This window comes from Paenibacillus sp. FSL H7-0703 (assembly GCF_038003485.1).
GTDB classification, from domain to species: Bacteria; Bacillota; Bacilli; order Paenibacillales; family Paenibacillaceae; genus Paenibacillus; species Paenibacillus polymyxa_B.
In genome coordinates this window covers 2189138-2210764 of record NZ_JBBOPF010000001.1, presented here as the reverse complement: position 1 = coordinate 2210764, position 21627 = coordinate 2189138, and the positions used below count along the sequence as shown (strand labels likewise).

At 49.0% G+C, this 21627-nt stretch carries 16 protein-coding genes; all 16 read left to right on the top strand.

Annotation, left to right across the window (positions count from 1 at the left end):
* Window positions 1-108: 108 nt before the first annotated feature.
* The 16 genes from MHB46_RS09580 to MHB46_RS09505 all read left to right on the top strand — a co-directional run bounded on the left by MHB46_RS09580 (window position 109) and on the right by MHB46_RS09505 (window position 21477).
* Entirely contained in the window at window positions 109-603 is a 495-nt protein-coding gene (locus tag MHB46_RS09580) for a GNAT family N-acetyltransferase (RefSeq protein ID WP_341162183.1), read from the top strand.
* 195 nt (window positions 604-798) lie between these two features.
* On the top strand, window positions 799-1782 hold the full coding sequence (locus MHB46_RS09575) for a Gfo/Idh/MocA family protein (protein WP_341162182.1): 984 nt from the start codon (window positions 799-801) through the stop codon (window positions 1780-1782).
* Window positions 1783-2291: 509 nt separating this feature from the next.
* On the top strand, window positions 2292-5021 hold the full coding sequence (locus MHB46_RS09570) for a glycoside hydrolase family 3 C-terminal domain-containing protein (RefSeq protein ID WP_341162181.1): 2730 nt from the start codon (window positions 2292-2294) through the stop codon (window positions 5019-5021).
* A gap of 175 nt (window positions 5022-5196) precedes the next feature.
* Window positions 5197-6714, top strand: a complete 1518-nt coding sequence (locus MHB46_RS09565; protein WP_341162180.1) for a glycoside hydrolase family 30 protein — start codon at window positions 5197-5199, stop codon at window positions 6712-6714.
* 315 nt (window positions 6715-7029) lie between these two features.
* Window positions 7030-7398: an RTX toxin gene (locus MHB46_RS09560; RefSeq protein ID WP_341162179.1), complete on the top strand. Its 369-nt coding sequence runs from the start codon at window positions 7030-7032 to the stop codon at window positions 7396-7398.
* A gap of 281 nt (window positions 7399-7679) precedes the next feature.
* Window positions 7680-8681, top strand: coding sequence for an ABC transporter substrate-binding protein (locus MHB46_RS09555; protein ID WP_165179419.1), 1002 nt, complete (start codon window positions 7680-7682; stop codon window positions 8679-8681).
* Window positions 8682-8774: 93 nt separating this feature from the next.
* Window positions 8775-9788, top strand: a complete 1014-nt coding sequence (locus MHB46_RS09550; protein ID WP_165179418.1) for a FecCD family ABC transporter permease — start codon at window positions 8775-8777, stop codon at window positions 9786-9788.
* Window positions 9785-10828 carry a FecCD family ABC transporter permease gene (locus MHB46_RS09545; protein WP_165179417.1) on the top strand — a complete coding sequence of 348 codons (1044 nt, stop codon included), beginning with the start codon at window positions 9785-9787 and terminating at the stop codon, window positions 10826-10828. Before MHB46_RS09550 ends, MHB46_RS09545 begins: the two co-directional genes overlap by 4 nt.
* A gap of 13 nt (window positions 10829-10841) precedes the next feature.
* Window positions 10842-11663: an ABC transporter ATP-binding protein gene (locus tag MHB46_RS09540; RefSeq protein WP_025722914.1), complete on the top strand. Its 822-nt coding sequence runs from the start codon at window positions 10842-10844 to the stop codon at window positions 11661-11663.
* Window positions 11632-12414: an IucA/IucC family C-terminal-domain containing protein gene (locus MHB46_RS09535; protein WP_341162178.1), complete on the top strand. Its 783-nt coding sequence runs from the start codon at window positions 11632-11634 to the stop codon at window positions 12412-12414. The genes MHB46_RS09540 and MHB46_RS09535 overlap by 32 nt, the downstream gene beginning before the upstream one ends.
* A gap of 330 nt (window positions 12415-12744) precedes the next feature.
* Window positions 12745-13770, top strand: a complete 1026-nt coding sequence (locus tag MHB46_RS09530; RefSeq protein ID WP_341162177.1) for an ATP-grasp domain-containing protein — start codon at window positions 12745-12747, stop codon at window positions 13768-13770.
* A 311-nt stretch (window positions 13771-14081) separates the two neighbouring features.
* The gene (locus MHB46_RS09525; RefSeq protein WP_341163718.1) at window positions 14082-15800 is read left to right on the top strand and encodes an IucA/IucC family protein; all 1719 of its coding nucleotides are present in this window, start codon (window positions 14082-14084) and stop codon (window positions 15798-15800) included.
* The gene (locus MHB46_RS09520; protein WP_341162176.1) at window positions 15788-17572 is read left to right on the top strand and encodes an IucA/IucC family protein; all 1785 of its coding nucleotides are present in this window, start codon (window positions 15788-15790) and stop codon (window positions 17570-17572) included. The genes MHB46_RS09525 and MHB46_RS09520 overlap by 13 nt, the downstream gene beginning before the upstream one ends.
* Window positions 17569-18345: an HpcH/HpaI aldolase family protein gene (locus MHB46_RS09515; RefSeq protein ID WP_341162175.1), complete on the top strand. Its 777-nt coding sequence runs from the start codon at window positions 17569-17571 to the stop codon at window positions 18343-18345. The genes MHB46_RS09520 and MHB46_RS09515 overlap by 4 nt, the downstream gene beginning before the upstream one ends.
* A complete protein-coding gene (locus MHB46_RS09510; RefSeq protein WP_341162174.1) occupies window positions 18342-19595 on the top strand; it encodes a type III PLP-dependent enzyme in 1254 nt (417 codons plus the stop codon). The genes MHB46_RS09515 and MHB46_RS09510 overlap by 4 nt, the downstream gene beginning before the upstream one ends.
* Window positions 19555-21477: an IucA/IucC family protein gene (locus MHB46_RS09505; RefSeq protein ID WP_341162173.1), complete on the top strand. Its 1923-nt coding sequence runs from the start codon at window positions 19555-19557 to the stop codon at window positions 21475-21477. Before MHB46_RS09510 ends, MHB46_RS09505 begins: the two co-directional genes overlap by 41 nt.
* The last annotated feature ends 150 nt before the right edge of the window (window positions 21478-21627 follow it).

Here is a 21627-nt window from a genome sequence, read left to right as displayed (position 1 = left end):
TTGAGCGTTTATCGAGCACGAATAAGGAGATATGGGTAATATTTTAGGTTCTGTGGTTTGATAGGAACCTAACAGTATAACAATTGACGATCATAGGAGAACACAACGATGTTTAAAAGTATCTTTCTAACAGAGTACACAACTGAGTATCAATCACAAGTTGTTGATTTAATTTTACATATTCAAAAAGATGAATATGGTATCGCCATAACCAAAGAAGATCAGCCAGATTTGCTTGATATTGAAAACTTTTATCAGCGTGGTAACGGCAACTTCTGGGTGGCTCTTAGTGAAGGAAACGTAGTAGGGACTATAGCTTTGTTAGATATTGGGAACCGTAAGACAGCACTCAGAAAGATGTTTGTAAAACAAAACTATAGAGGTAAAACATTCAATGTTTCGAATCAATTATTGCATCATGCCATAGGATGGGCTAGGGAAAGGTCTATTGAAGAAATCTATCTTGGAACAACACCACAATTCGTAGCAGCTCATCGTTTTTATGAGAAGAACGGCTTTGTTAGTATAGCTCCTGGAGAATTGCCGATTGGCTTTCCAGTTATGAAAGTGGATAAAAAGTTTTATAAATATACCATTCGATAAATGGCCTGAATCAAGACGATCCTGAAGGAAATTCCTGCTCAAAATTGACTTATTGTTTGCCTCGCTGCCTTCCTGCCGAGCTGTAATACAAACTGTCGCCGAGCAGGAATTTCTTTTGTTTAGGGCAGGCGTTTGCTAGAATAAAAGGGTATGTTGTAAGTCAACGTTAACCAAATTGCTGGGAGGGACACACGTATGAGCAAAAAGATTAAATGGGGAATTGTCGGCACAGGCTGGATCTCAGATCAATTTGTGGCGGATTTGGCGCATGTTACGAATGGAGAAGGGTATGCTGTTGGATCACGCACTATTGAAAGCGCTACCGAATTTGCAGCTAAGCATCAAATATCACGGGCTTACGGGAGCTATGGGGAATTAGCACAAGATCCCGAGGTAGATGCTATTTACGTAGGGACTCCTCATCCTTTTCATAAAGAAAATGTTCTGATGGCTCTTCGGGCGGGCAAAGCAGTCTTGTGTGAGAAACCCTTCACCGTCAATAGCAAAGAATTGGAGGAAATGATCGGCTTTGCACGTGAGCGTAAGCTATTCCTGATGGAAGCAATGTGGACACGTTTTTTGCCTCCGATTCGCCAAGTGCGGGAGTGGATACATGCGGGACACATTGGCGAGGTAAAGCTGGTTAAGGCGGAATTTGGTTTTCGAGTAGATTGGAACCCGAAGGGGCGGCTTTTGAACCCTGAGCTGGGCGGAGGTGCTCTATTAGATGCAGGAATTTATCCGGTTTCTTTTGCTTCAATGGTCTTCGGCCCTGAACCTGAGCATGTATGGAGCACTGCTCATATCGGGGAGACAGGCGTTGACGAGACATTTTCGATCTTGCTGGATTATGGAAAAGGACGCACGGCTATGCTTAACGGGGCAGTCCGTCTCGGATTGACGAATGAGGCATACATCCATGGAACAAAGGGCTATATCCACATTCCGTCATTCCTGAACAGCACATCGGCTACTTTAGTTGTGGACGGTGAAGAGGCACAAAACTTTCAGGATGACCGATCCTCTACAGGCTATGCCTTTGAAGCAGAAGAAGTCGGGCGTTGCTTGAACGAAGGCTTGCTCGAAAGTTCTACTATTTCTTTGGATGAATCATTAGGAATTATGAAACTGATGGATCAGATTCGTTCACAGTGGGGGCTTCGGTATCCGTTTGAATAATCACGTTAATTCCAGGGACCTTTCAGGTTCTCTGGAATTTTTTTGTTTGTGGGCGTTTTTTATACCAGGATTTTGCAAAATCCTCATACATAATTATTTCCAATTCCCAAATAGCGACTTTGGTCGCACGCTAGGTAACGCCATATGAGTAAGTCAAGAGTGGGACATATGAATCATTTTTATGGATTAAAATTAGTTAAAAAACCGTCATTAAATAGTTACAAAAGTGTAATTTTATTATCGGTTAACTGAATTGTTAACGCTCTCTTTTCATGAAAAAGAATGAAGGTCCTAGTGTTGTACTTCCAAAAACTTTCAATGAAATTTTCGAAAATGTACGGTAGGGTGGTAAACGTGTCACTTGAGCCATTGCGGCTTTTGCTGACTTGCTTGCTTATCCCGTGGCTCTGGATTCTTGTCGGAGCTCGCAGGATCGAGAGCCTTTGCAAGCCTGTGAGAGTTGAATAGGCATTCACCTCATGATCTAACATCAAGGAGGAATTACAAACGTGAAAGTGAAATCAACATGGTTGTTCCGTATGGTGATGATGACAGTTATCGCGGCTGTTGTGATCGGACCTATGAATATTGCAGGAGCGGCAGGAAGCCAGACAGATCGACCTTGGATGAACACGGCCCTGTCGGCTGAGAAACGGACAGCGTTGCTGCTGCAGGAAATGACGCTGGAAGAAAAAATAGATTTGGTGACTGGCAAGGTCAACAATTACTATGGATTCTATAATAATTCGATGGAGCGGTTGGGCATTCCGGCGCTGACGATGGCAGATGGACCAGCGGGTGTGCGTATCGCTAATCCAGATGTGCAGGACAAGCAATCTACTGCGTTGCCTGCTCCAATCGCGTTGGCTGCAACGTGGGATACCCAAGCTGCCAAACAGTATGGTGATTTGATTGGAGACGAGGCTTTTAATACAACTCATAATGTTGCGCTTGGACCGGGGATGGATATTGCCCGTATTCCATGGGGATCGCGAAACTTTGAATCTATGGGTGAGGACCCGTTACTGCAATCGCAAATGGCGACCGCTTATGTCAAAGGTATACAAAGCCACCCTGTTTTGGCGACAGCGAAACATTACCTTATGAATAATCAGGAAACAGAGCGCTTCACGACGAATGTCAAAGTCAGTGACCGTGCGTTGCATGAGATTTACATACGCCCGTTCCAAGAAGTCATCGCCAAGGCAGATTTGGGAGGGGCAATGTGCTCCTTTAACAAGGTCAACGGCGAGTCTGCTTGTGAGAACAAAACTCTTTTGACGGACCTCTTGAAGAAGGAACTGCAATTCAAGGGCTTCGTGATGAGTGATTACGGTGCGAACCTGAGTACAGTCGAATCGGCAAATAGCGGATTGGACCTGGAAACACCGGGGACCCCTTATGGTAAATGGGGAGATCAGCTGCTGGCGGCTGTTAAGAATGGCAAGGTAAGTGAAAAAACGATTGATGATAAGGCTGGGCGCATTTTGGTGCAAATGTTCAGCAAAGGTTTATTCGATCACCCGGCTCAAAATAATCAAATTGATGCCCGTGACCATGGCAAGACAGCCCGTCAATTGGCTGAGGAAAGTATGGTACTGCTTCAAAATAAAAACAATGCATTACCGTTGTCTAAAGATAAACTCAAGTCCATTGCTGTGATAGGCCCCGATGCAGATAACGGCACTGTGGCAGGCGGAGGTAGTTCGTTGGTGAACCCGACGTATACCGTGAGTCCGTTAGAGGGCATCCGCAATCGTGTCGGCAAAGGTGTTACCGTTCAATATGCACCGGGTACAGACCCGATCTCTGCAGGAGACATTATGCCTGGCCCATCGGCTGTTCCGTCTTCACTGTTGACTACATCTGATCAGAAAGAGGATATCAGTGTTGGATATGCGACTTATGGAGATGGCGAACAGGGGCTTCGAGGCGAATACTGGAAGAATAACAAGATGGAAGGAAATCCGATTCTTGTACGCAATGATGACCAAGTCAATATGAACCTTGGATTTTATAATTATCAGGGCTTCAATGCGAAGTCCCCTAAAGTTCCAAATACACCAACGACACTGAACGGCTTGATATCTGCACGCTGGACAGGGGCTATTGCAGCTCCCAAGGATGGTGACTATGCATTGTCATTAACCAGTTTGGGATCAAGCAAGCTGTATCTCGACGATAAGCTTTTCGTGGACAATCAAGGTGAAAAGCTGGGCACTACGAAGAAAAGCATCTCCCTTAAAGCGGGTGAAAAGCACAAGATACGTATTGAATACCGCGCTGATTATCCGACAAATGGTCGTGATTCCGGTGGTATGGTTCGTCTGGGCTGGGAACCTCCGCCAGATACGTCAGATAAGTTGATTGACAACGCTGTGAAATTGGCGAAAAAATCGGATGTTGCGATTGTTGTTACGCGTACGTATGAGAGCGAAGGATATGTTGAGCGTTTCGATATGGAACTGCCGAACAATCAGGATCGGCTAATCCGTGCGGTTGCGGCTGCAAATCCGAAAACTATTGTCGTACAAATGAGCGGCAGAGCCGTGCAAATGGATACCTGGCAGGACAAAGTCTCTTCCATCGTACAAGCATGGTTTGCTGGACAAGAGCAAGGGAATGCTATAGCACGCGTCTTATTCGGGGATGTGAATCCTTCGGGTAAGTTGCCGGTAACCTTCCCGGTTAACGAGCAGTCTACACCCGTGTCCTCACCAGAGAAGTTTCCGGGTGTGAACGGTATAGGTGACTATTCAGATGGTATTTTTGTAGGCTATCGTGGGTACGAGAAATCGGGTATTCAACCGGCGTTCTCCTTTGGACACGGTTTATCCTATACGACATTCGGATATAGCGATCTGAAAACAAAACAGCATGCGAGTGGAAAAAAATCCGATCGTACGAGTTCCGTCGAAGTTTCGCTAAAATTGAAGAACACGGGCAAAACAGCCGGAGCTGAGGTTGTACAGGTGTACAGCGGTAAGCTTCCGACAAACGTAGAGACTCCATCCCGTCAACTGGCAGGCTGGTCCAAGGTAGAGTTAAAGCCGGGTCAAGAGAAGAAGGTACGCATTGAGCTCGACCCGAAAGCTTTCTCTTATTGGGATGAAAAGTCCAAAGCATGGGTTATGCCAGCGGGTGAAGTGCCCATTTATGTGGGTAGTTCCTCTCAGGATTTACGACTGACAGAAAGTGTTACGATTCCGGCAACCTCTACAGAAAAAGCAAAAAAGTAATCCCGTTACATTTGTTTTAAAATGGTTATATTCAAGAGAGCACGGGCACAAGCACCGGCTCTCTTTTTGCTATCGGTATGTAAACGTCCAACAGGTATGTAAAGGGAAACCCAAGTGAAAGCTGAAATAGTAGGGAGGATGGGGACAGGATAATGATGGGGAGAGGAGGATATAGATGAAAAAACTCCAAAAGCAACGACGTACTGACATCTGGCTGCTTATAGCTGCAGTAGCCATTTTGATCTGTGCGGTCCTGGCCAATATGGCTATACGGAATGTTCCGGGGCCGAAAGCAGAAAATAACGTCAACATGTGGCTAACAACACCCGACCCGGCGAATCGCCTAACCCAACAAACCCCGATCCGTTGGGATAAGGATAACAGTCAAGAAAATGCAGCGAATGCGGATACACTGACGATTGAGATTAAGCCAGATATTCATTATCAGACGATGGAGGGATTTGGCGCAGCGGTGTCCGGTTCATCCGCATACCTGATGAATCATGGCATGTCTGCCAATCAGCGTGATCAGCTGCTAAATGATTTGTTTACAGCCAGTGGCATTCAACTAAGTTATATTCGCCATACCATTGGAGCCTCAGATTATTCCGTAGATGAACAGGGACAGCCTGGTAGCTATACCTATGACGATGTGGCAACAGGCAAGGACTATGAGCTGAATCATTTCTCCATCGCCAAGGATCGGGATGTGATCGATGTGTTGAAGCAAATCCTGAGAAGAAACCAGGATTTAAAGATTATGGGAACCCCATGGACAGCTCCGCCCTGGATGAAATATGGAGAGCAGATTTATAACGGCTGGTATTTGGATTATACCGATCCGCGCGTCTACCAGGCGTATGCTGACTATTTTGTTCGTTATCTACAGGCTTATGCGAACGAGGGAATTCCGATTCAGGCGATTTCCATTCAAAATGAGCCGGAATTCACGACGCCCAAGTATCCCAGCATGAGTATGGGAGCAGCAGAACAGGCAAATTTTATTAAACAATATCTGGGTCCCACCCTAAATCGAAACCATTTATCTACTCACATTATTGCCTTTGACCATAACTGGGATACAGGGAGCGAATATGCCAAGACCGTGTTAGGAGATGAACAGGCTCGAAACTATACGCACGGAACGGCATTTCATTGCTACAAAGGAGAGCCCACAGCGATGACAGATGTGCATAATGCTTTTCCTGATAAGCCTGTATATATGACAGAATGTAGTGGGGGAGCGTGGAGTCCGGGCTTTGGAGATAATTTGAGCTGGGATATGTCCAAGCTGATCATTGGTGCACCCCGAAACTGGTCGCAAAATGTCCTCTTTTGGAATATCGCACTTGACCCGTCCGGGGGTCCGACCAATGGGGGTTGCGCCAATTGTAGAGGTGTAGTAACCATCGACCCGTTAAGCGGTGCAGTTACGAAAAATGTGGAGTACTATGCGATTGGGCACGCCAGCAAATTTGTCCGTCCAGGTGCGGTACGTATTGATTCTACACATTATAGTGGGAGTATTGAAACGGTTGCCTATCGCAACCCCGACGGTACGCTTGTCCTGATTGCCGCCAATACGGGAGAGAACACAAAGACATTTAAGGTTCGGCATGGAAATAAGGTTTTCAAATCTACCCTTCCATCCAAGTCCGCGGCTACCTTTCAATGGAATCCTACGGCTTCCTGACACGGCCTGTACATCAACGTTTTAGAGCGCTTAGCCCATCTGGCTGAGCGTTCTTTTTCCATTTGCTACAAAATCCAGACTGCGAAAAAAATTTAATATTGTTCAGAATTGGTTCAGAGGCGGATGATAAGATCTTTTCACTAATAACAAGAATGAACCGTTTGGCAGCCTTTCTGGTGAATGTGTTCCAATCGGGTGAACGGACGGGTATCCTTTCTCGTATCGACGGGTCCCATCGTGCTGCAATTGTTTTACAATCGAGAATGTGACTTCTCTCATAAGATAGAAGGATATGAGCTGGAGGTTCACCAATTCATGAAAAACACGAACCGTATGAACGTATCCAGCATAGCGCTATATCCGGTTAATCCAGTAATACCGTATCTGATCATAAATAGCTCCTTTTACGAATTCATGGATGTGACGAATGTTGCCTATTTTAATCAAGAGGGTCATTTCTATAACCCAAATGAATTTAATACGGTCGCATATGTACTCAAATATCATGAAACTGTGGTAGATGTGCTTGGAGAACCTCATTCGCAGGATCAATTGTTTCCTCAAGGCGGGACATTTGTTCGTAAACAAGGTATATCGTGCGGCTCGCCCATTTTTAATCAGCAGGATGAGTGGATTGCATACCCGAAAGGTACTTATCAATATGTAGGCAGGCATACACCTTAATCGGTGTGTTTGTCTGAGCTCGCTGTCTTTTGAAGACAGGTCATGAATTCTTATAAAGGTGTAACCCATCAACTATCGTGGGTTACGCCTTTTTGTATACTGAGCATATTGTATTCATCCAAGCCTTTACTGTACAAGGAGATTCTCAACATGAAACCAGGGGCATGGGGAGTTCTTCCGCAGCAGTATCAATATGCTTGAACAATGTACTCAACTGAATTACAATACAATTGATAATGATTTTTAATATCAATTAGGATGAAAAGGGGGAGTTGGACTACATGTTTGGATTGACCAAAAAGCTACATATTTATATAGCACTTATTCTGATGATATCGGTGCTGGCTGGTTGTGCCTCAGGTGGAACTACAGGGACAACAGACCCTTCAAGTAAGTCTGCAAGTGGTAATGAGAGCAATGCAGCAGGCAGTGGTGCGGACGAGCAGACCAGAGTTATCAAACATGCCATGGGTGAAACGACAGTTAAGGGAACTCCGAAGAGGATTGTAACCTTGTTCCAGGGTGCCAATGATGTTGTTGTTGCACTTGGTGTTAAGCCAACGGGTGTTGTGGAATCCTGGGTTCAGCAACCCGTATATAAATATTTGAGAGATGATCTGGATGGTGTGACGCAAGTAGGTCAGGAATCACAGCCGAACCTGGAAGAGATCAACAAGTTGAAGCCGGATCTAATCATTGCCACCAAAACAAGACATGAGGATATCTATGATCAACTGTCCCAGATTGCTCCAACGGTAGTTACCGAGACTTTGTTTGACTGGAAAGAGACGGTAAAGACGGCTGGTGAAGCGATGAATATGAAGGAACAGTCGGACAAGTTGCTTGCTGATTGGGATGCAAGGGTAGCGGATTTTAAAGGCAAAATGGGTGACCGTCTTCCCATTGAAGCGACTATTACGAATTTTAGAGCCGATCAGGTTCGCATTTTCTATATGGGATACGCCGGAAAAATATTGAAAGAGCTTGGATTTACCAGACCGCCTGGACATGATGAAGACACCTGGGGGGTGGAGTTGACTTCGAAAGAGAACATCCCGGATATGAACGCAGATATGATCTTCAACTTCAATTCAGGCACGGAAACAGAAGCTATTGAGAAAAACTATAAGGATTGGACCAGCAGTCCGCTCTGGAAAAATCTCGATGCAGTGAAGAATAATAAGCTAGTACAGGTTGATGAAGTGGCCTGGAACATGGGGGGCGGATACACATCGGCCAACATGATGCTGGACGACCTATACAAGCAGTTCAATCTGAACTAATGGGAGCAAGACCTGCCATGTACCAGGACATTCGTATACGAAGCGTATGGGCAGGCAGGTCTTTTTGCATTTCACGGATGAAAGAGTGAGAATATGTTTCCCCTTTTTACGAAGGCAAGTACGAAAATTTATGGACTATCCGGCTTATTCATTTTGTTATTACTCGCCTGTGTAGCCAGCATGATACTGGGACGTACACACATAACATTTCAAATAGCAGTGAATGCACTACAACACTATGACGAAAGCTCAGTGGAGCATGTCGTACTTCTGACGGAACGTTTGCCACGCACAATTATTGCCGCTGTTGTTGGTGCAAGTTTGGCGGTGGCGGGAGGACTCATGCAAGCGCTAACTCGTAATCCGCTCGCTTCACCAAGTGTGTTTGGGATCAATGCGGGTGCCATCTTTTTTATCGTTATTGCCATCGTGGTGCTGTCGGTGTCCTCGCTCAGTACGATGATGTGGTTTGGTTTTGCCGGGGCAACCATCGCAACAGTGATTGTGTACGCGCTTGGGTCCATCGGTCGTGATGGTCTGACTCCCATCAAGATTGTGCTGGCGGGTACCGCTATCTCTGCACTTTTTGCTTCGTTCACACAGGCAATCCTGGTGCTGGATGGAACGGGATTACAGGACGTGTTGTTCTGGCTTGCAGGTTCAGTGAGCGGTCGGACACTTGACATGCTGTATCCTGTACTGCCATATATGACGGTTGCCGCTGTGATATCCCTGTTTATGGGCCGGGCGATCAATCTGCTTTTGACCGGTGATGATATCGCCAAAGGCATGGGACAGAACGTGCTACTGGTTAAGGTACTTATGGGAACCGTTACAGTATTGCTGGCCGGTGGTTCTGTTGCGGTGGCCGGTTCGATTGGTCTGGTAGGATTAGTCGTACCGCATATCATGCGGGCGTTTGTAGGCAACGACTACCGCTGGCTTGTTCCCTACTGTATTCTGGGCGGCGCCATTTTGTTATTGGCGGCGGATGTGGTTGCACGGCTGATCATCATGCCGCAGGAAGTTCCGCTTGGCGTTATGACTGCGCTCATTGGTGGTCCCTTCTTCGTCTATATTGCCCGCAAAGGGGGGACGAAGATATGAGGAAGATGATTACTTTTCGCAATAAAAAAGATACGTTATCCTTGCAAATGGAGCGCAAATCGCTGCTCATTATCGGAATCTGTATGGTTTTGATATTGATTGCATCCATTACAGGAACCAGTGTGGGTAATGATTTTATATCTCCGCTGAATGTGCTGCAGACGATTTTCGGTCTGGGCGCAGGCGATCATGACTTTGTCGTGTTGACGCTAAGGCTGCCGCGTGTGCTGTTATCGTTGCTTGTGGGTGCAGCACTAGGCATGTCCGGTGCCCTCTTGCAGGGGATTATCCGTAATCCGCTCGCTTCACCGGATGTGATCGGGATAACGGGAGGAGCTGCCGTTGCCGCTGTAGGTTTTGTCACCCTGCTGGGTGGAACCATCAGTATCAAGCTGTTGCCGTTGTTTGCCATTGTGGGGGCGATGATTACCGCAATCATCATTTATCTTCTTGCCTGGAAAAAAGGAGTTAGCCCGATTCGGCTGGTGTTGATCGGAATCGGAGTGTCAGCCATTACGGGGGCCGGGACGACCTTCATGCTGATCCTTAGTCCATTCTATACGGCTGGTCAGGCGTATATCTGGCTGACGGGGAGTGTGTATGGCGCATCGTGGACCGATGTTAGAACAATCATCCCGGTGATTGTAATCGTGCTTCCGGTGGCGATCTGGTTTGCCCGCAGTCTGAACGCACAGGAATTCGGGGATGATCTGGCCACTGGGCTGGGGGTCACTGTACAGCGTCATCGTTCAGCACTGCTACTGTGCAGTGTACTGCTGGCCGGGGCTGCTGTAGCTGTCGCGGGGACGATTGGATTTGTCGGTCTGATTGCGCCGCATATTGCCCGGAAGCTGGTAGGGCGCATGTTTGGCAGCATGCTCATCGTTTCGGGACTGGTCGGTGCCCTGCTTGTGTTTGCTGCTGATCTGATTGCCCGTACGGTATTTCTGCCGCTCGATGTTCCGGCAGGGGTATTTACCGCCGGGGTAGGAGCACCGTTTTTCCTGTATCTGTTGTTCAAGAATCGAAATCAGTTTTGAGGAGGAGAATGCTGTGAGTATTCTGGAAGCCAAGGACCTTACGATCGCCTATGGCGCAGAGCCTATTATAGAGAATTTGAACCTGACTATTCCCAAGGGGAAAACTACTGTCCTGATTGGCAGCAACGGTTGCGGGAAGTCCACCTTGCTGCGAACGATGGCGCGACTGCTGAAGTCCAGTTCAGGCTCGGTACTGCTGGATGGCGAGGAGATTGCGAAGTTGCCTACCAAGGAAATTTCAAGACGTATGTCCATTCTGCCGCAAGGTCCTTCTGCTCCAGAGGGACTGACGGTAAACCAACTGGTTCGGCAAGGGCGGTACCCACACCAGACATGGCTGAAACAGTGGTCCTGTGAGGACGAACGCATGGTCAGGCTTGCGTTGGAATCCACACATCTGACTGCTCTGGCTGATCGGCCCGTGGACGCATTATCTGGCGGACAACGCCAGCGCGCCTGGATTGCGATGACACTCGCACAGGGAACAGAAACCCTGCTGCTGGATGAACCAACGACTTATCTGGATATGACCCATCAGATTGATATTCTGGATCTGCTGTTCGATTTGAATGAACAGGAGGGGCGCACCATAGTGATGGTGCTTCATGATCTGAATCTTGCGTGTCGCTATGCTCACCATATTGTGGCTGTCCACAACAAGTCCATCTACGCGGAAGGAAAACCGGAAGACATTGTTACGCAGGACATGGTCCGCGCGGTCTTCCAGATGGAGTGCGACATTGCGGTTGATCCGCTGTTTGGCACACCCATGTGCATTCCGCACGGGAAGGGAAGGAAGTTAAATGAAACCACACGCTACAGCCACTTGGCTTGATGATCAAGAGATGCAGGCCTTGGCTGCCGAATACCGTCTGACCTGGGAGCCTTCGACAGATCGTACATTTTCGATGCCATTTACGGACTTGCTGGACCCGTCCAAAAGCCTGAACTATTTGCAAGGGGTGAGAGGCATCTTTGAGACGGACTCCGAAACGGCTACTGTATCGCTCTTTGCTAAACGATATGCTTACTTGATCACAGCTTCGGGTCTCTATGCCATGTCACGCTTCAACAAAGGCCTGAATTATGAGATTGCCAACGGCACGATTGAATCCAGTTATCACGGAGAAGCATGGCTTCCCAAGGCTAGGCTGACCGATTGGCAGACGACCTCACCAGAGGCGGATCAGCGTGACGTATGGAGAGATCAGGTGATTGAACAGATGTTCGCCGGCAATCTGGCCAAGGTATGGCAATCGCTGTCCAAGGCAACCCGGATTTCCCGTTCAGTCCTGTGGGAGAACACGGCCATTTACGTATACTGGCTCTATGAGAACAAGTTTGCCGAAGGAGCCACGCCTGAAGAAAAGCAGCGTGTCGAAGAGGACTTCCATTATCTAATTTGTGATGCACCTGCGCATCTCTTTGGTGAATCCCGTAACCCGCTCAAGCAGTTTAATACGCCCAAACGGGCAACAGCTGTCTCAGATACACCTATTCGTGTACGCAAAACTTGTTGTTACTATTATCTCGCCGCAGATGATCCAGAAGATTACTGCCCTACCTGCCCCAAATTAAAGCATTAATACCGATGATTATCATCCACATCCCCAGCCTATACTTCATTGCATCTCATACAGCGAATAGCACAGGCAAGCTTATGACATAACGAAATTCAGAGCTTGCCTTATATGTTGTGCCCATTGTTCCATGAACATTCCTTCATTTGGGGATTCTCTCCCTGCAAAAACATCTTTTTTTTCCTAAAAAGCTTATTATTGACAAGGTGAATGAAATTGCCATAAAATAGATTTTGTTTGAAACTGATAATCATTATCAATATTGTTTCTATCAAATCAATCCGATGAAAGCACAACCAGGAGCGAACGCCTTCATTCGGTCGGGGAGGATTTTCATTGTTTCCGAAAGGAATTCATAATCTACAAAACCGACTCATCATAAGCAAAGCAAGAGAAATGGGAATGACCTGCGAGCCACTTCTCGCAGAATGTGAAGATTTTCTAGAATTGTCCTATGGGGACAAGCGCAGAGTCATTAATAAAACCAGATCGCATCGTCTACCCTTGATCGCTGGACTGCTCGCTAAGAACAAGCAGGTATGTAATATGCTACTGCATGAGCGGGGAATGCCTGTGCCGCCGTTTATCGTTATCAAGGCAATGGGTGACAAGGCAGCGCAGTTTCTGAAACTGCATCGTTCCATTGTAGTGAAGCCGCTGGACGCAAGCGGCAGTGCAGGTGTGACACTGGACGTTCGAACAAACGAGGAACTGGAAGCGGCTATTGCCCGGGCGGGTACCCATAGTAACAGCATCATGCTGCAGCAATTCATAACGGGTTTGGATTATAGGGTACTGATCATTAACGGGGAAGTGGCAGCAGTAAATGAGTATCGGCCTGTCTTTGTAGAAGGGGACGGTACCTCAACCATCCGGGCGTTGATTCGAATGTTGAATCAGCAGCGAATCCAGCAGACCAGTATAGGGAAGTACGAGGCTTTTCCCAAGATTGATGAAGACGTAGAGCCTTTGCGAAAGGTTCTGCTTGGACAGGGAATCACGCTGGAGGAGGTGCCTGCGGCAGGAAGAGAGATCGAGCTATATGATCTTCGCAATTCGGCCGCCGGAAAAATCAGTGAGTTTTATGTGGACTGTACGGAAGCGATTTTTCCTGATAATGCACAAATGGCAATTAAAGCCGCAGAAGCTCTCCAGATTGATGTGGCTGGCATTGATATCCGTTGTGAGGATATCCGCCAGCCGCTGACAGCAGATCAGGGAGGCATTCTGGAAGTCAACGCATTGCCGGACCTGACGCACCATGTCTTTCCCTTTGGGGGGACCACACGTGATGTCGTCCGATTGTACCTGGAATATCTTTTTCAAATGGAACATCATTTCGAAAAGTCGATTGCAGAATAAGGGCAATTCATTGCCTGTTATGGTTCAATGTCCCGCTTACTTTGTTCTCGCTCCTATGGTGTGGTCGGTACATTCGAATGTGTGTGCCCACCCGCCGCAAGCGGTGGCATCCATCAGCATTCTGCTGCTGGTCAGCAGTGTAGGTCTCTGGATGATAGGTCTGCTAAAGACTTGCCGGGGTCGGAACACCAGCGAATATGGCCCGATGGGCGGCACTGAAAGAGATTAGTAGGCTCTCGGCTGTGCCATCCTGTTGACCTTGTCCCTCGTTTTATTTATAACCCGAAAGAAGGTTGGCAACATTGTTCGAGATGGAAAACAGGCTCAGGTCTGAAGCAGAGCAGCAGGCGAATATACACTCTTGTAAGCTGCTGCTCAATTGTTATATCCGGGAGCTTGCGGTGGAGAAGGAGGGCGACATTCGGATTAATCCAGATGCGATGACGTACGCAGTTGCTTTTCAGGCCAGCGGGGTGACGATAACCGGACAATTAGCGTATTACTCGGCTATGGGTGAGCATGAGTACCGAAGCATACAACAGCTTCACGGGCAAGCGGTGCATTATCAGGACCTGGTTCGCTGGATCACCCGGGAGCTGAGTGAAGACACGGCGTATGGAAACAGTCGGCATGAGCAAGGCGGGTTGACCCGTGTGGCTGCTGTGCGTGATTTTGCGGAAAAGGTAGATAACAGCGTGAATAATCTTGTGCTGTATATCGAGCAGGCTGCTGGACTTGGCATATATGATTACTGTACTTCTGAACAGTCTCTGGTGTATGGACATCCCTTTCACCCGTTTCCCAAAAACTCCAAAGGTTTCACTGAACACGACGTACGGATGTACAGCCCGGAACTGCGTACCTCGTTCCAACTCTGTTACGTTGCTGTCAGGAAGGACGTATATAGGCAGGAATGGGTAGATGATTCCACCAGGATCAATCTGCATGCCAGCCTGCACGGGCATATGGAACAAGCTTGGGAAGCGGAGTGCGGTGAGCATGGGGATGAGTATGAACTGCTGCCTGTCCATCCCTGGCAGTATACGTACGTGTTGAGCTTGTCCGAGGTCCAGCAGTATATTCTGGACAAGAAACTCATTCCGATAGGCAGCTGTGGACCGAAGGCCTATCCGACCTCCTCGGTACGCACCGTCTATATTCCAGAGCTAAATTGCAATATCAAGCTGTCGCTGAACATACAGATTACCAACATGATTCGCACCAATAGTGCGGAGCAGATGCGAAGGACGCTGGACGCCTCCAGGTACGTCAGGCAGCAAAATTGCTTCGGTGCAGATCAGCATACGCAGATTGCCTATGAGACAGGTGTAGCCACTTGTGATTTTCAGGAGGAAGAATTAACGAGTTTGTTTACTGTCGCATACAGACCGATTGAGTTTGACCCGGAATGTACATATGTCCTGTCGAGTCTGGTAGAAGCTCCCTTGCCGGGAATGCAATCACGACTCATGACGATGCTGGGTGGCGTACGTGCTGAAGCCGAGCGCTGGTTTGCACGTTATCTGACCTTGTCTTTGCTGCCCATTGTACGAGCGGCCGGAGAGCGAGGCATTCACTTTGAAGCTCATTTGCAAAATACTCTCGTGACGCTAAGAGACGGAATGCCTGAGGCATTTATCGTGCGTGACTTGGAAGGAGTCAGTGTCGATGAGGAGTTGATGCATGAGGTGGATACTGATCCCTCTAGATTGTTGTTTTATCCACGGGACAAGGCTTGGGCGAGGACATCCTATTACTTTATCATCAATCATCTGGGTTCCCTCATTCATGCGATAGCAAGGGATGTGAACGTACCGGAGGAGCATTTCTGGGCAAAGGTCCGCGAAGTGCTGGTGAAGGAACTAGACCGAACTGGAAACGTATATGTGCAGCATTTGCTGACCGCGGACAGTTTTCTGGCGAAACAAAATCTGGTGAGCTGTCTCAAGGGGATCAGTCAGACCCCGGCGTATGTGCCGGTGAGCAATATAATGAACCGAATAGGGAGTGAAGTGGCGTGGGGTTCATAGGGTACAGGGCTGAGAAAGGTCACAAGACGGCAGTATACACGGATGTACAGGAACGGATCATGCGGCAGACGCTGGAAGCCATGTGGTTCGAGGGTATCCTTGACTGTAAGGTGGATGGGAACGAATGGCGCACTGTGGGGCGGAATACGTCAGGGCAGGCTGTGACATACAGCTGTGAGGCGGAGCAGAAATTTTCATTTGGCCGAGTGAAGGTGGCGAAGGGCTCGATTCGAAGAGAGGGCGTGTCCTGCACCGATCTGGATCTGTTTCTGGAGGAAATGGTACTGAACCTTCTGGAGGGTGCGAATGTGACGGCCTTCATTCAGGAATTGCTGGAGACGATGGCGAAGGACAGTCAGTGCCGGGCTTTGCTGCCTGAGAAGATTCTGGATAAAGACCGGCACTATGATGCCCTCGAAAGTCATATGAGCGACGGTCATCTCTACCATCCAAGCTACAAGTCGAGGCTTGGCTTCACCCTAAAAGACAATCTTGCTTACGGTCCAGAGTTTAACTCGGATGTGACCGTATACTGGATTGCCGTGAAAGAAGGACTTGTGCAAACGGCTCTCTCCACAGGCTACACGTCAGAACAGTTGGTGAGACAACATCTCACAGAGGCGGATATCAGCCGATTTGATCGGGTGCTTCAGTCGGAAGACACTGAGGGGAATCGCTATATATTCATTCCTGTTCATCCATGGCAATGGGAACACCAGCTGGAATCGGTGTTTGCCCGGCAACGAATGGACAAAGATATCGTTTTTCTCGGCCCTTCGGCATCAGCTTATCGCGCCCAGCAGTCCATTCGTTCCCTGTCGAACCGAATGAATCCAGAAGCGCCTTATCTCAAGCTGGCACTGAGTATTACCAATACGTCCAGTACACGTATTCTCGCACAACACACGACCCAGAATGCACCGCTGATCAGCGACTGGCTGGAAGCACTCATTCGGGAGGATGAGTTGCTGCAACGGGAACAGTTTGCCATTCTGAAAGAAATCATGGGACTCACGCTCCGGTACGAGAACTTGCCTGCAATCCAGTATGAACGAGCGTATGGCACAATCGGGGCGATCTGGCGTGAAAATGTATCTGTTCATCTGCAAGAAGGCGAGACAGCTTGGCCCTTAAATGCACTTATGCTAGTACAGTCGAACGGGGTACCGTTTATCCAGGGTGCAGTTGAACGTCATGGCATTCAGAAGTGGAGTGAAGCCCTCGTTCGAACGGTATCGCTGCCCATTATTCATCTGCTCTATGCACACGGCATTGCACTGGAATCGCATGCCCAGAATATCATTCTGGTGCTGGAAAATGATCTGCCGAAACGGATTATCATCAAGGATCTTCACGATGGTGTTCGCTATGTACCCGAGAAGTTGCTGAACCCAGAAAGAGCCCCGAAGCTGCACCCCGAACCGGAGACCCATCGCAAGTTCAATCGGTATTCCTTTATCTACGCAAGTGATGTGTCGGAAGTCCGGGACTATACGTATGATGCGTTCTTTTTTATCTGCATGACGGATATTGCGCTGACGCTGGAGAAGTTCGGTCTGACGGAAGAAGCGTTCTGGCAACTGTGTGCGGCTACGATTATGGACTACCAGCGGGAGCATCCGGAGTATGAGGAGCGGTTCGAGTGGTTTGATCTTTTTGCCGAGGATGCGCTGATTGAAGAGATGACCAAGCGCCGCCTGTATGGGGACGGAGACCTGTATTTCCGTAAGGTCAGCAATCCGCTGAAGTTGGCGAAGGACGTTTTCGGATGAGAACCAACACGCTGAAGGAGAAAATTGAACGTAAACAGCCAGTGTTCGGCCTTTTTGTCTCTATCCCGCATCCGGTCATCATCGAGGTGATCGGACATGCGGAGTATGATTTTGTAATTATCGACCTGGAACATGCCGCAACGAATATGGAATCGGTGGAAGAGCTGGTTCGTGCTGCGGAACTGGCAGGGATGACCCCGCTGGTACGCATCTCAAAGGTAGAGCGAGTAGAGATTCTAAAGGTATTGGATTGCGGCGCACAAGGCATCGTCATACCTCATGTGGAACAGCGGGAGCAGGTGGAGGAAGCGGTTCGTCATGCGTATTATCATCCGCTTGGCATGCGGAGTCTGAACAGTGGGCGACCGGGGGTATTCGGCAAGTATCCACTTACCGGGTATATTCAGGAAGCGAATGAACAGGTGATGGTTGTACCGATGATCGAAAGTGTGGAGGGCGTCCGGCAAAGTGCGAGCATTCTATCTCATCCCCAGGTGAGCTGGGTACTAGAGGGGGCGGCAGACCTGTCGCAATCACTTGGCGTACCGTGGCAGACGGAACATCCAGACGTGCAACGTTCGCTAGGTGCATTACATGAAGCCGCGAAGCAGTGCCAGGTACCGTATGCAACGGTGGCCAGAAGCAAGGAAGGCATGGCGCTGTGGGCGGAACGAGGGGTATACATATACGTGTTGGGCGATGACCGGAATACGGCTTTTCGGGCATACGAACAGAAACGGAATGACTATGGAAATGCGGGTGGACTGATATGAAATCAAGCGTATGGAATATGATCCATGAACTGCAAAGAGATAGTGAAGACCCGGTGTGTACTTATGTCTACGATCTGGCTGGTATTCAGGAGCAGGTCCGTCACATGCTGCACACGCTGCCTGGAGGCATACGGTTGTTCTATGCCATAAAGGCCAATCCCGATTCTCGAATTATTGAGGCTTTGCTGCCCTGGGTTCACGGGTTCGAGGTAGCTTCCATTGGCGAGTTGCTCAAGGTGAGGAGCGTAAGTAGCGAGGTTCCAATCCTGTTTGGCGGTCCGGGGAAAAAAGAGAATGAGTTGAAGCAGGCTATCGAGCATCAGGTGCGTTTTATTCATGTGGAGAGCCTGCTGGAACTGCGGCGTGTCATCGCCATTGCTACAAGGAGAGGAGAGGAAGTTCGCATTCTGCTGCGGATCAATCTGAGAAGTAGCACATTGCCACGGACCCGGATTGTAATGGGCGGTGGTCCGAGTCCATTCGGCATGGATGAGGAGAGCGTGGAGGAAGCAGTCCGGGTCATTCGTGAGGAAGGTGCGGGTTCGGTGCGTTTATGCGGATTTCATTTTCACTCGTTATCGAACAATGTGGACGCAAGACTGCATGCCGAGATGATCGAGCTGTATTTGCAAAAGGCGGAGATGTGGCAGCAGACATATGACCTGCATCTTGAAGTAATTAACGCTGGAGGCGGGTTTGGTGTCACATATGATGGTAGCCCCGGGTTCGACTGGTCCCTGTTCACATCCCTGATTGAGCGAAGTGAAACTAGAGGGCGCCTTGCTTCACGCGGCATACAGTTGTATTTCGAGCCGGGTCGCATGCTTGTCGCTGACCACGGTTATTATGCGGCAGAGGTTACGGATATCAAAACATCGCATGGTCAGCATTTTGCCGTGTTAAGAGGAGGTACACATCATAATCGTCTGCCCGCATCATGGGGACACAACCATCCATTTCACATTATGTCTACGGACCGTTGGGGGCATTCGTTTGCAAGACCAGAGGTAAGGGACAACAAAGTTCACGTGGTCGGAGAACTATGTACACCCAAGGATCGTATGCATTCAAATGCGGAAGTAGAGCGGCTACGTGTAGGCGATATTGTTGTGTTCGAGAAGTCGGGAGCCTATTGCTGGACCATCTCGCATCATGATTTTCTGGGTCATCCGCACCCGGCATTCCATTATTTGACGGAGGACGACAACCATGTCAACAGTGATGAAGCGTGCCAGTCTGCAAGACGCTGAGCGGCGGATTATGGAGGATCTGATCAATGCATTTCTGGCCGAGCAATTGCTTCCGCTGGAAGGGCATCCGTTCATTGAACTCTCTACTTCACCAGAACCGTTCCGCCGAATGTTTCTGGGGGATGGTAATGGAGGTCCTCCGCAGAGTGGACGAGGAATAGCTGACGGACTCGACGGCAATGTCGCAGGCAAGGATAAGCAGGATGAGAATGGAACAGGTAGGCATAGTGGACAGCTTATGCTGCATCTGAAAGGGATTTTGTTTCTGGTGGAAGCAGGAAAAAGGCAGGGATATCAATGGGTACAAGGTTCACCTGTCTATGGAGAGACACCGGATGGAGGCTGGAAGCTTCTTGAATCTCCAGCAGTCGTAGGACAGGCTGTGCTTCGGATGACGCTTTCCGATGAAGCATACGCGCATCCCGGGGTTGCAGAATTCTTGGCAGGCGTGGAAATAGCCACCGAGCAATTGGCACTGGGACTCCAGCAGGTGCAAGGGCTGGGAGAACAAGTTCCGTTCAATGCCTACGATTGGTTTATCAAGGGAGAGCAGGTTGCAGCGCTGCGAGATCGTCCATTTCACCCCACCTCTAAGGCCAAGGTGGGATTCACAGAAGCGGATGTGGCCCGGTATGCAGCGGAATTCAGGAAGGAGATCCCGCTGCGATGGGTGGCGGTGCGTTGGGATGCCGTACAACAGGGATGTGAGGAAGGGCTGTCCACACTGGATGTACTGGATGAAGAACAGCGGAGCAGGCTGGAAGCAGAATTGGCCCGGAAAGGCCTGAATCTGCAAGAATACATGCCCATGCCAGTACATCCATGGCAGATGGAGCATATCATCTTGCCGCGTTTTACTGGAGAGATCGCGGACGGCACCATCATTGTACTGGATATCGAATTGGGAGAGGTGCAGGCGACATCGTCCCTGCGCTCGATGGCTCCGATGGAGGAATCCACACAGATGCTCAAGCTTCCGGTCAGTGTGTTGTCTCTCGGGGCTGCCCGCTATCTCCCGGTGGTGAAGCTGCTGAATGGTCTGGCTGGGGAGAAGATGTTACGACAAGCGGTGGCCTGTGATGAATCGCTCACAGGTAAAGTGTGGCTCTGCGAGGAACGGAACTGGTGGGGATACATGCCGGAATCCATGGGATTGTTCGATGATCATCCTCGTCATCTGGCCGCCCAGATTCGCATCTATCCGCCAAAGTTGCTGGAAGAAGGTGTGCAGGTCATTCCCATGGCTGCGCTTGGGGTGACGCTGGAAGGTCGCCATATGTTACCCGACCTGCTGGGCAGAGAGTTAACCAGTGAAGAGGTTATAGGATTCTACACCGATCTGACGGCGTTATTCTATGATGTGGTGATGCGGTTGTTCAAGGTAGGTGTTGTACCCGAAATTCACGGTCAGAACTGCTGCGTGGTCTTGCGGGACGGACAGGTGAACGGCCTGTTATTCCGTGACCACGATTCCGTACGTTTGCATCAGCCGTATCTGGACAAACACGGCATTGCGGACCCGGGTTATCATATCCGGCCAGGATACTCGAACAGCTTGTATAATGAGACGATCCGCAAGCTGATCTTCTACGTGCAGTCGCTGGGCACGCAGGTAAATCTGGCTGCGATTATGGAAGCGCTAAGCGAGGTGTATCCTATCCCGGAAGCGAAGTTATGGGATATTACCGAGCAGGCGTGGAAGGAAGCGCTACGGGTGGTGCCGCTTCCCGAAGCTGACCGGGCCGAGCTGCTCCAAGCGGTATTCGAGAGCAGGGAGTGGCCGGTGAAGCTCATTGTCCGTCCGCTGCTTGAAGCGGACGGTGTGCCTGGGGCGATGCCATCGGGCAAAGGCACAGGTCATAACCCTTTTTACAAAGGATAGAGTTGTGGCTAGAATGTTAGTTTATATAGGGTGAGCGATGACGGAGGTGACCCGGTGTAATCGGGTTGCCTTTTTTAAGTAAGAGTTCATTGATAGCAGTGAGTGCAGTCACATAGACACATACGAAAACATGACTATAATGAACACATA

What these genes read in the sequence shown, in the direction of transcription:
- MHB46_RS09505 (WP_341162173.1), top strand. Translation starts at nt 19,555, where the DNA reads ATGTCAACAGTGATGAAGCGTGCCAGTCTGCAAGACGCTGAGCGGCGG.
- MHB46_RS09550 (WP_165179418.1), top strand. Translation starts at nt 8,775, where the DNA reads ATGTTTCCCCTTTTTACGAAGGCAAGTACGAAAATTTATGGACTATCC.
- MHB46_RS09580 (WP_341162183.1), top strand. Translation starts at nt 109, where the DNA reads ATGTTTAAAAGTATCTTTCTAACAGAGTACACAACTGAGTATCAATCA.
- MHB46_RS09565 (WP_341162180.1), top strand. Translation starts at nt 5,197, where the DNA reads ATGAAAAAACTCCAAAAGCAACGACGTACTGACATCTGGCTGCTTATA.
- MHB46_RS09575 (WP_341162182.1), top strand. Translation starts at nt 799, where the DNA reads ATGAGCAAAAAGATTAAATGGGGAATTGTCGGCACAGGCTGGATCTCA.
- MHB46_RS09515 (WP_341162175.1), top strand. Translation starts at nt 17,569, where the DNA reads ATGAGAACCAACACGCTGAAGGAGAAAATTGAACGTAAACAGCCAGTG.
- MHB46_RS09555 (WP_165179419.1), top strand. Translation starts at nt 7,680, where the DNA reads ATGTTTGGATTGACCAAAAAGCTACATATTTATATAGCACTTATTCTG.
- MHB46_RS09545 (WP_165179417.1), top strand. Translation starts at nt 9,785, where the DNA reads ATGAGGAAGATGATTACTTTTCGCAATAAAAAAGATACGTTATCCTTG.
- MHB46_RS09525 (WP_341163718.1), top strand. Translation starts at nt 14,082, where the DNA reads ATGGAAAACAGGCTCAGGTCTGAAGCAGAGCAGCAGGCGAATATACAC.
- MHB46_RS09560 (WP_341162179.1), top strand. Translation starts at nt 7,030, where the DNA reads ATGAAAAACACGAACCGTATGAACGTATCCAGCATAGCGCTATATCCG.
- MHB46_RS09510 (WP_341162174.1), top strand. Translation starts at nt 18,342, where the DNA reads ATGAAATCAAGCGTATGGAATATGATCCATGAACTGCAAAGAGATAGT.
- MHB46_RS09535 (WP_341162178.1), top strand. Translation starts at nt 11,632, where the DNA reads ATGAAACCACACGCTACAGCCACTTGGCTTGATGATCAAGAGATGCAG.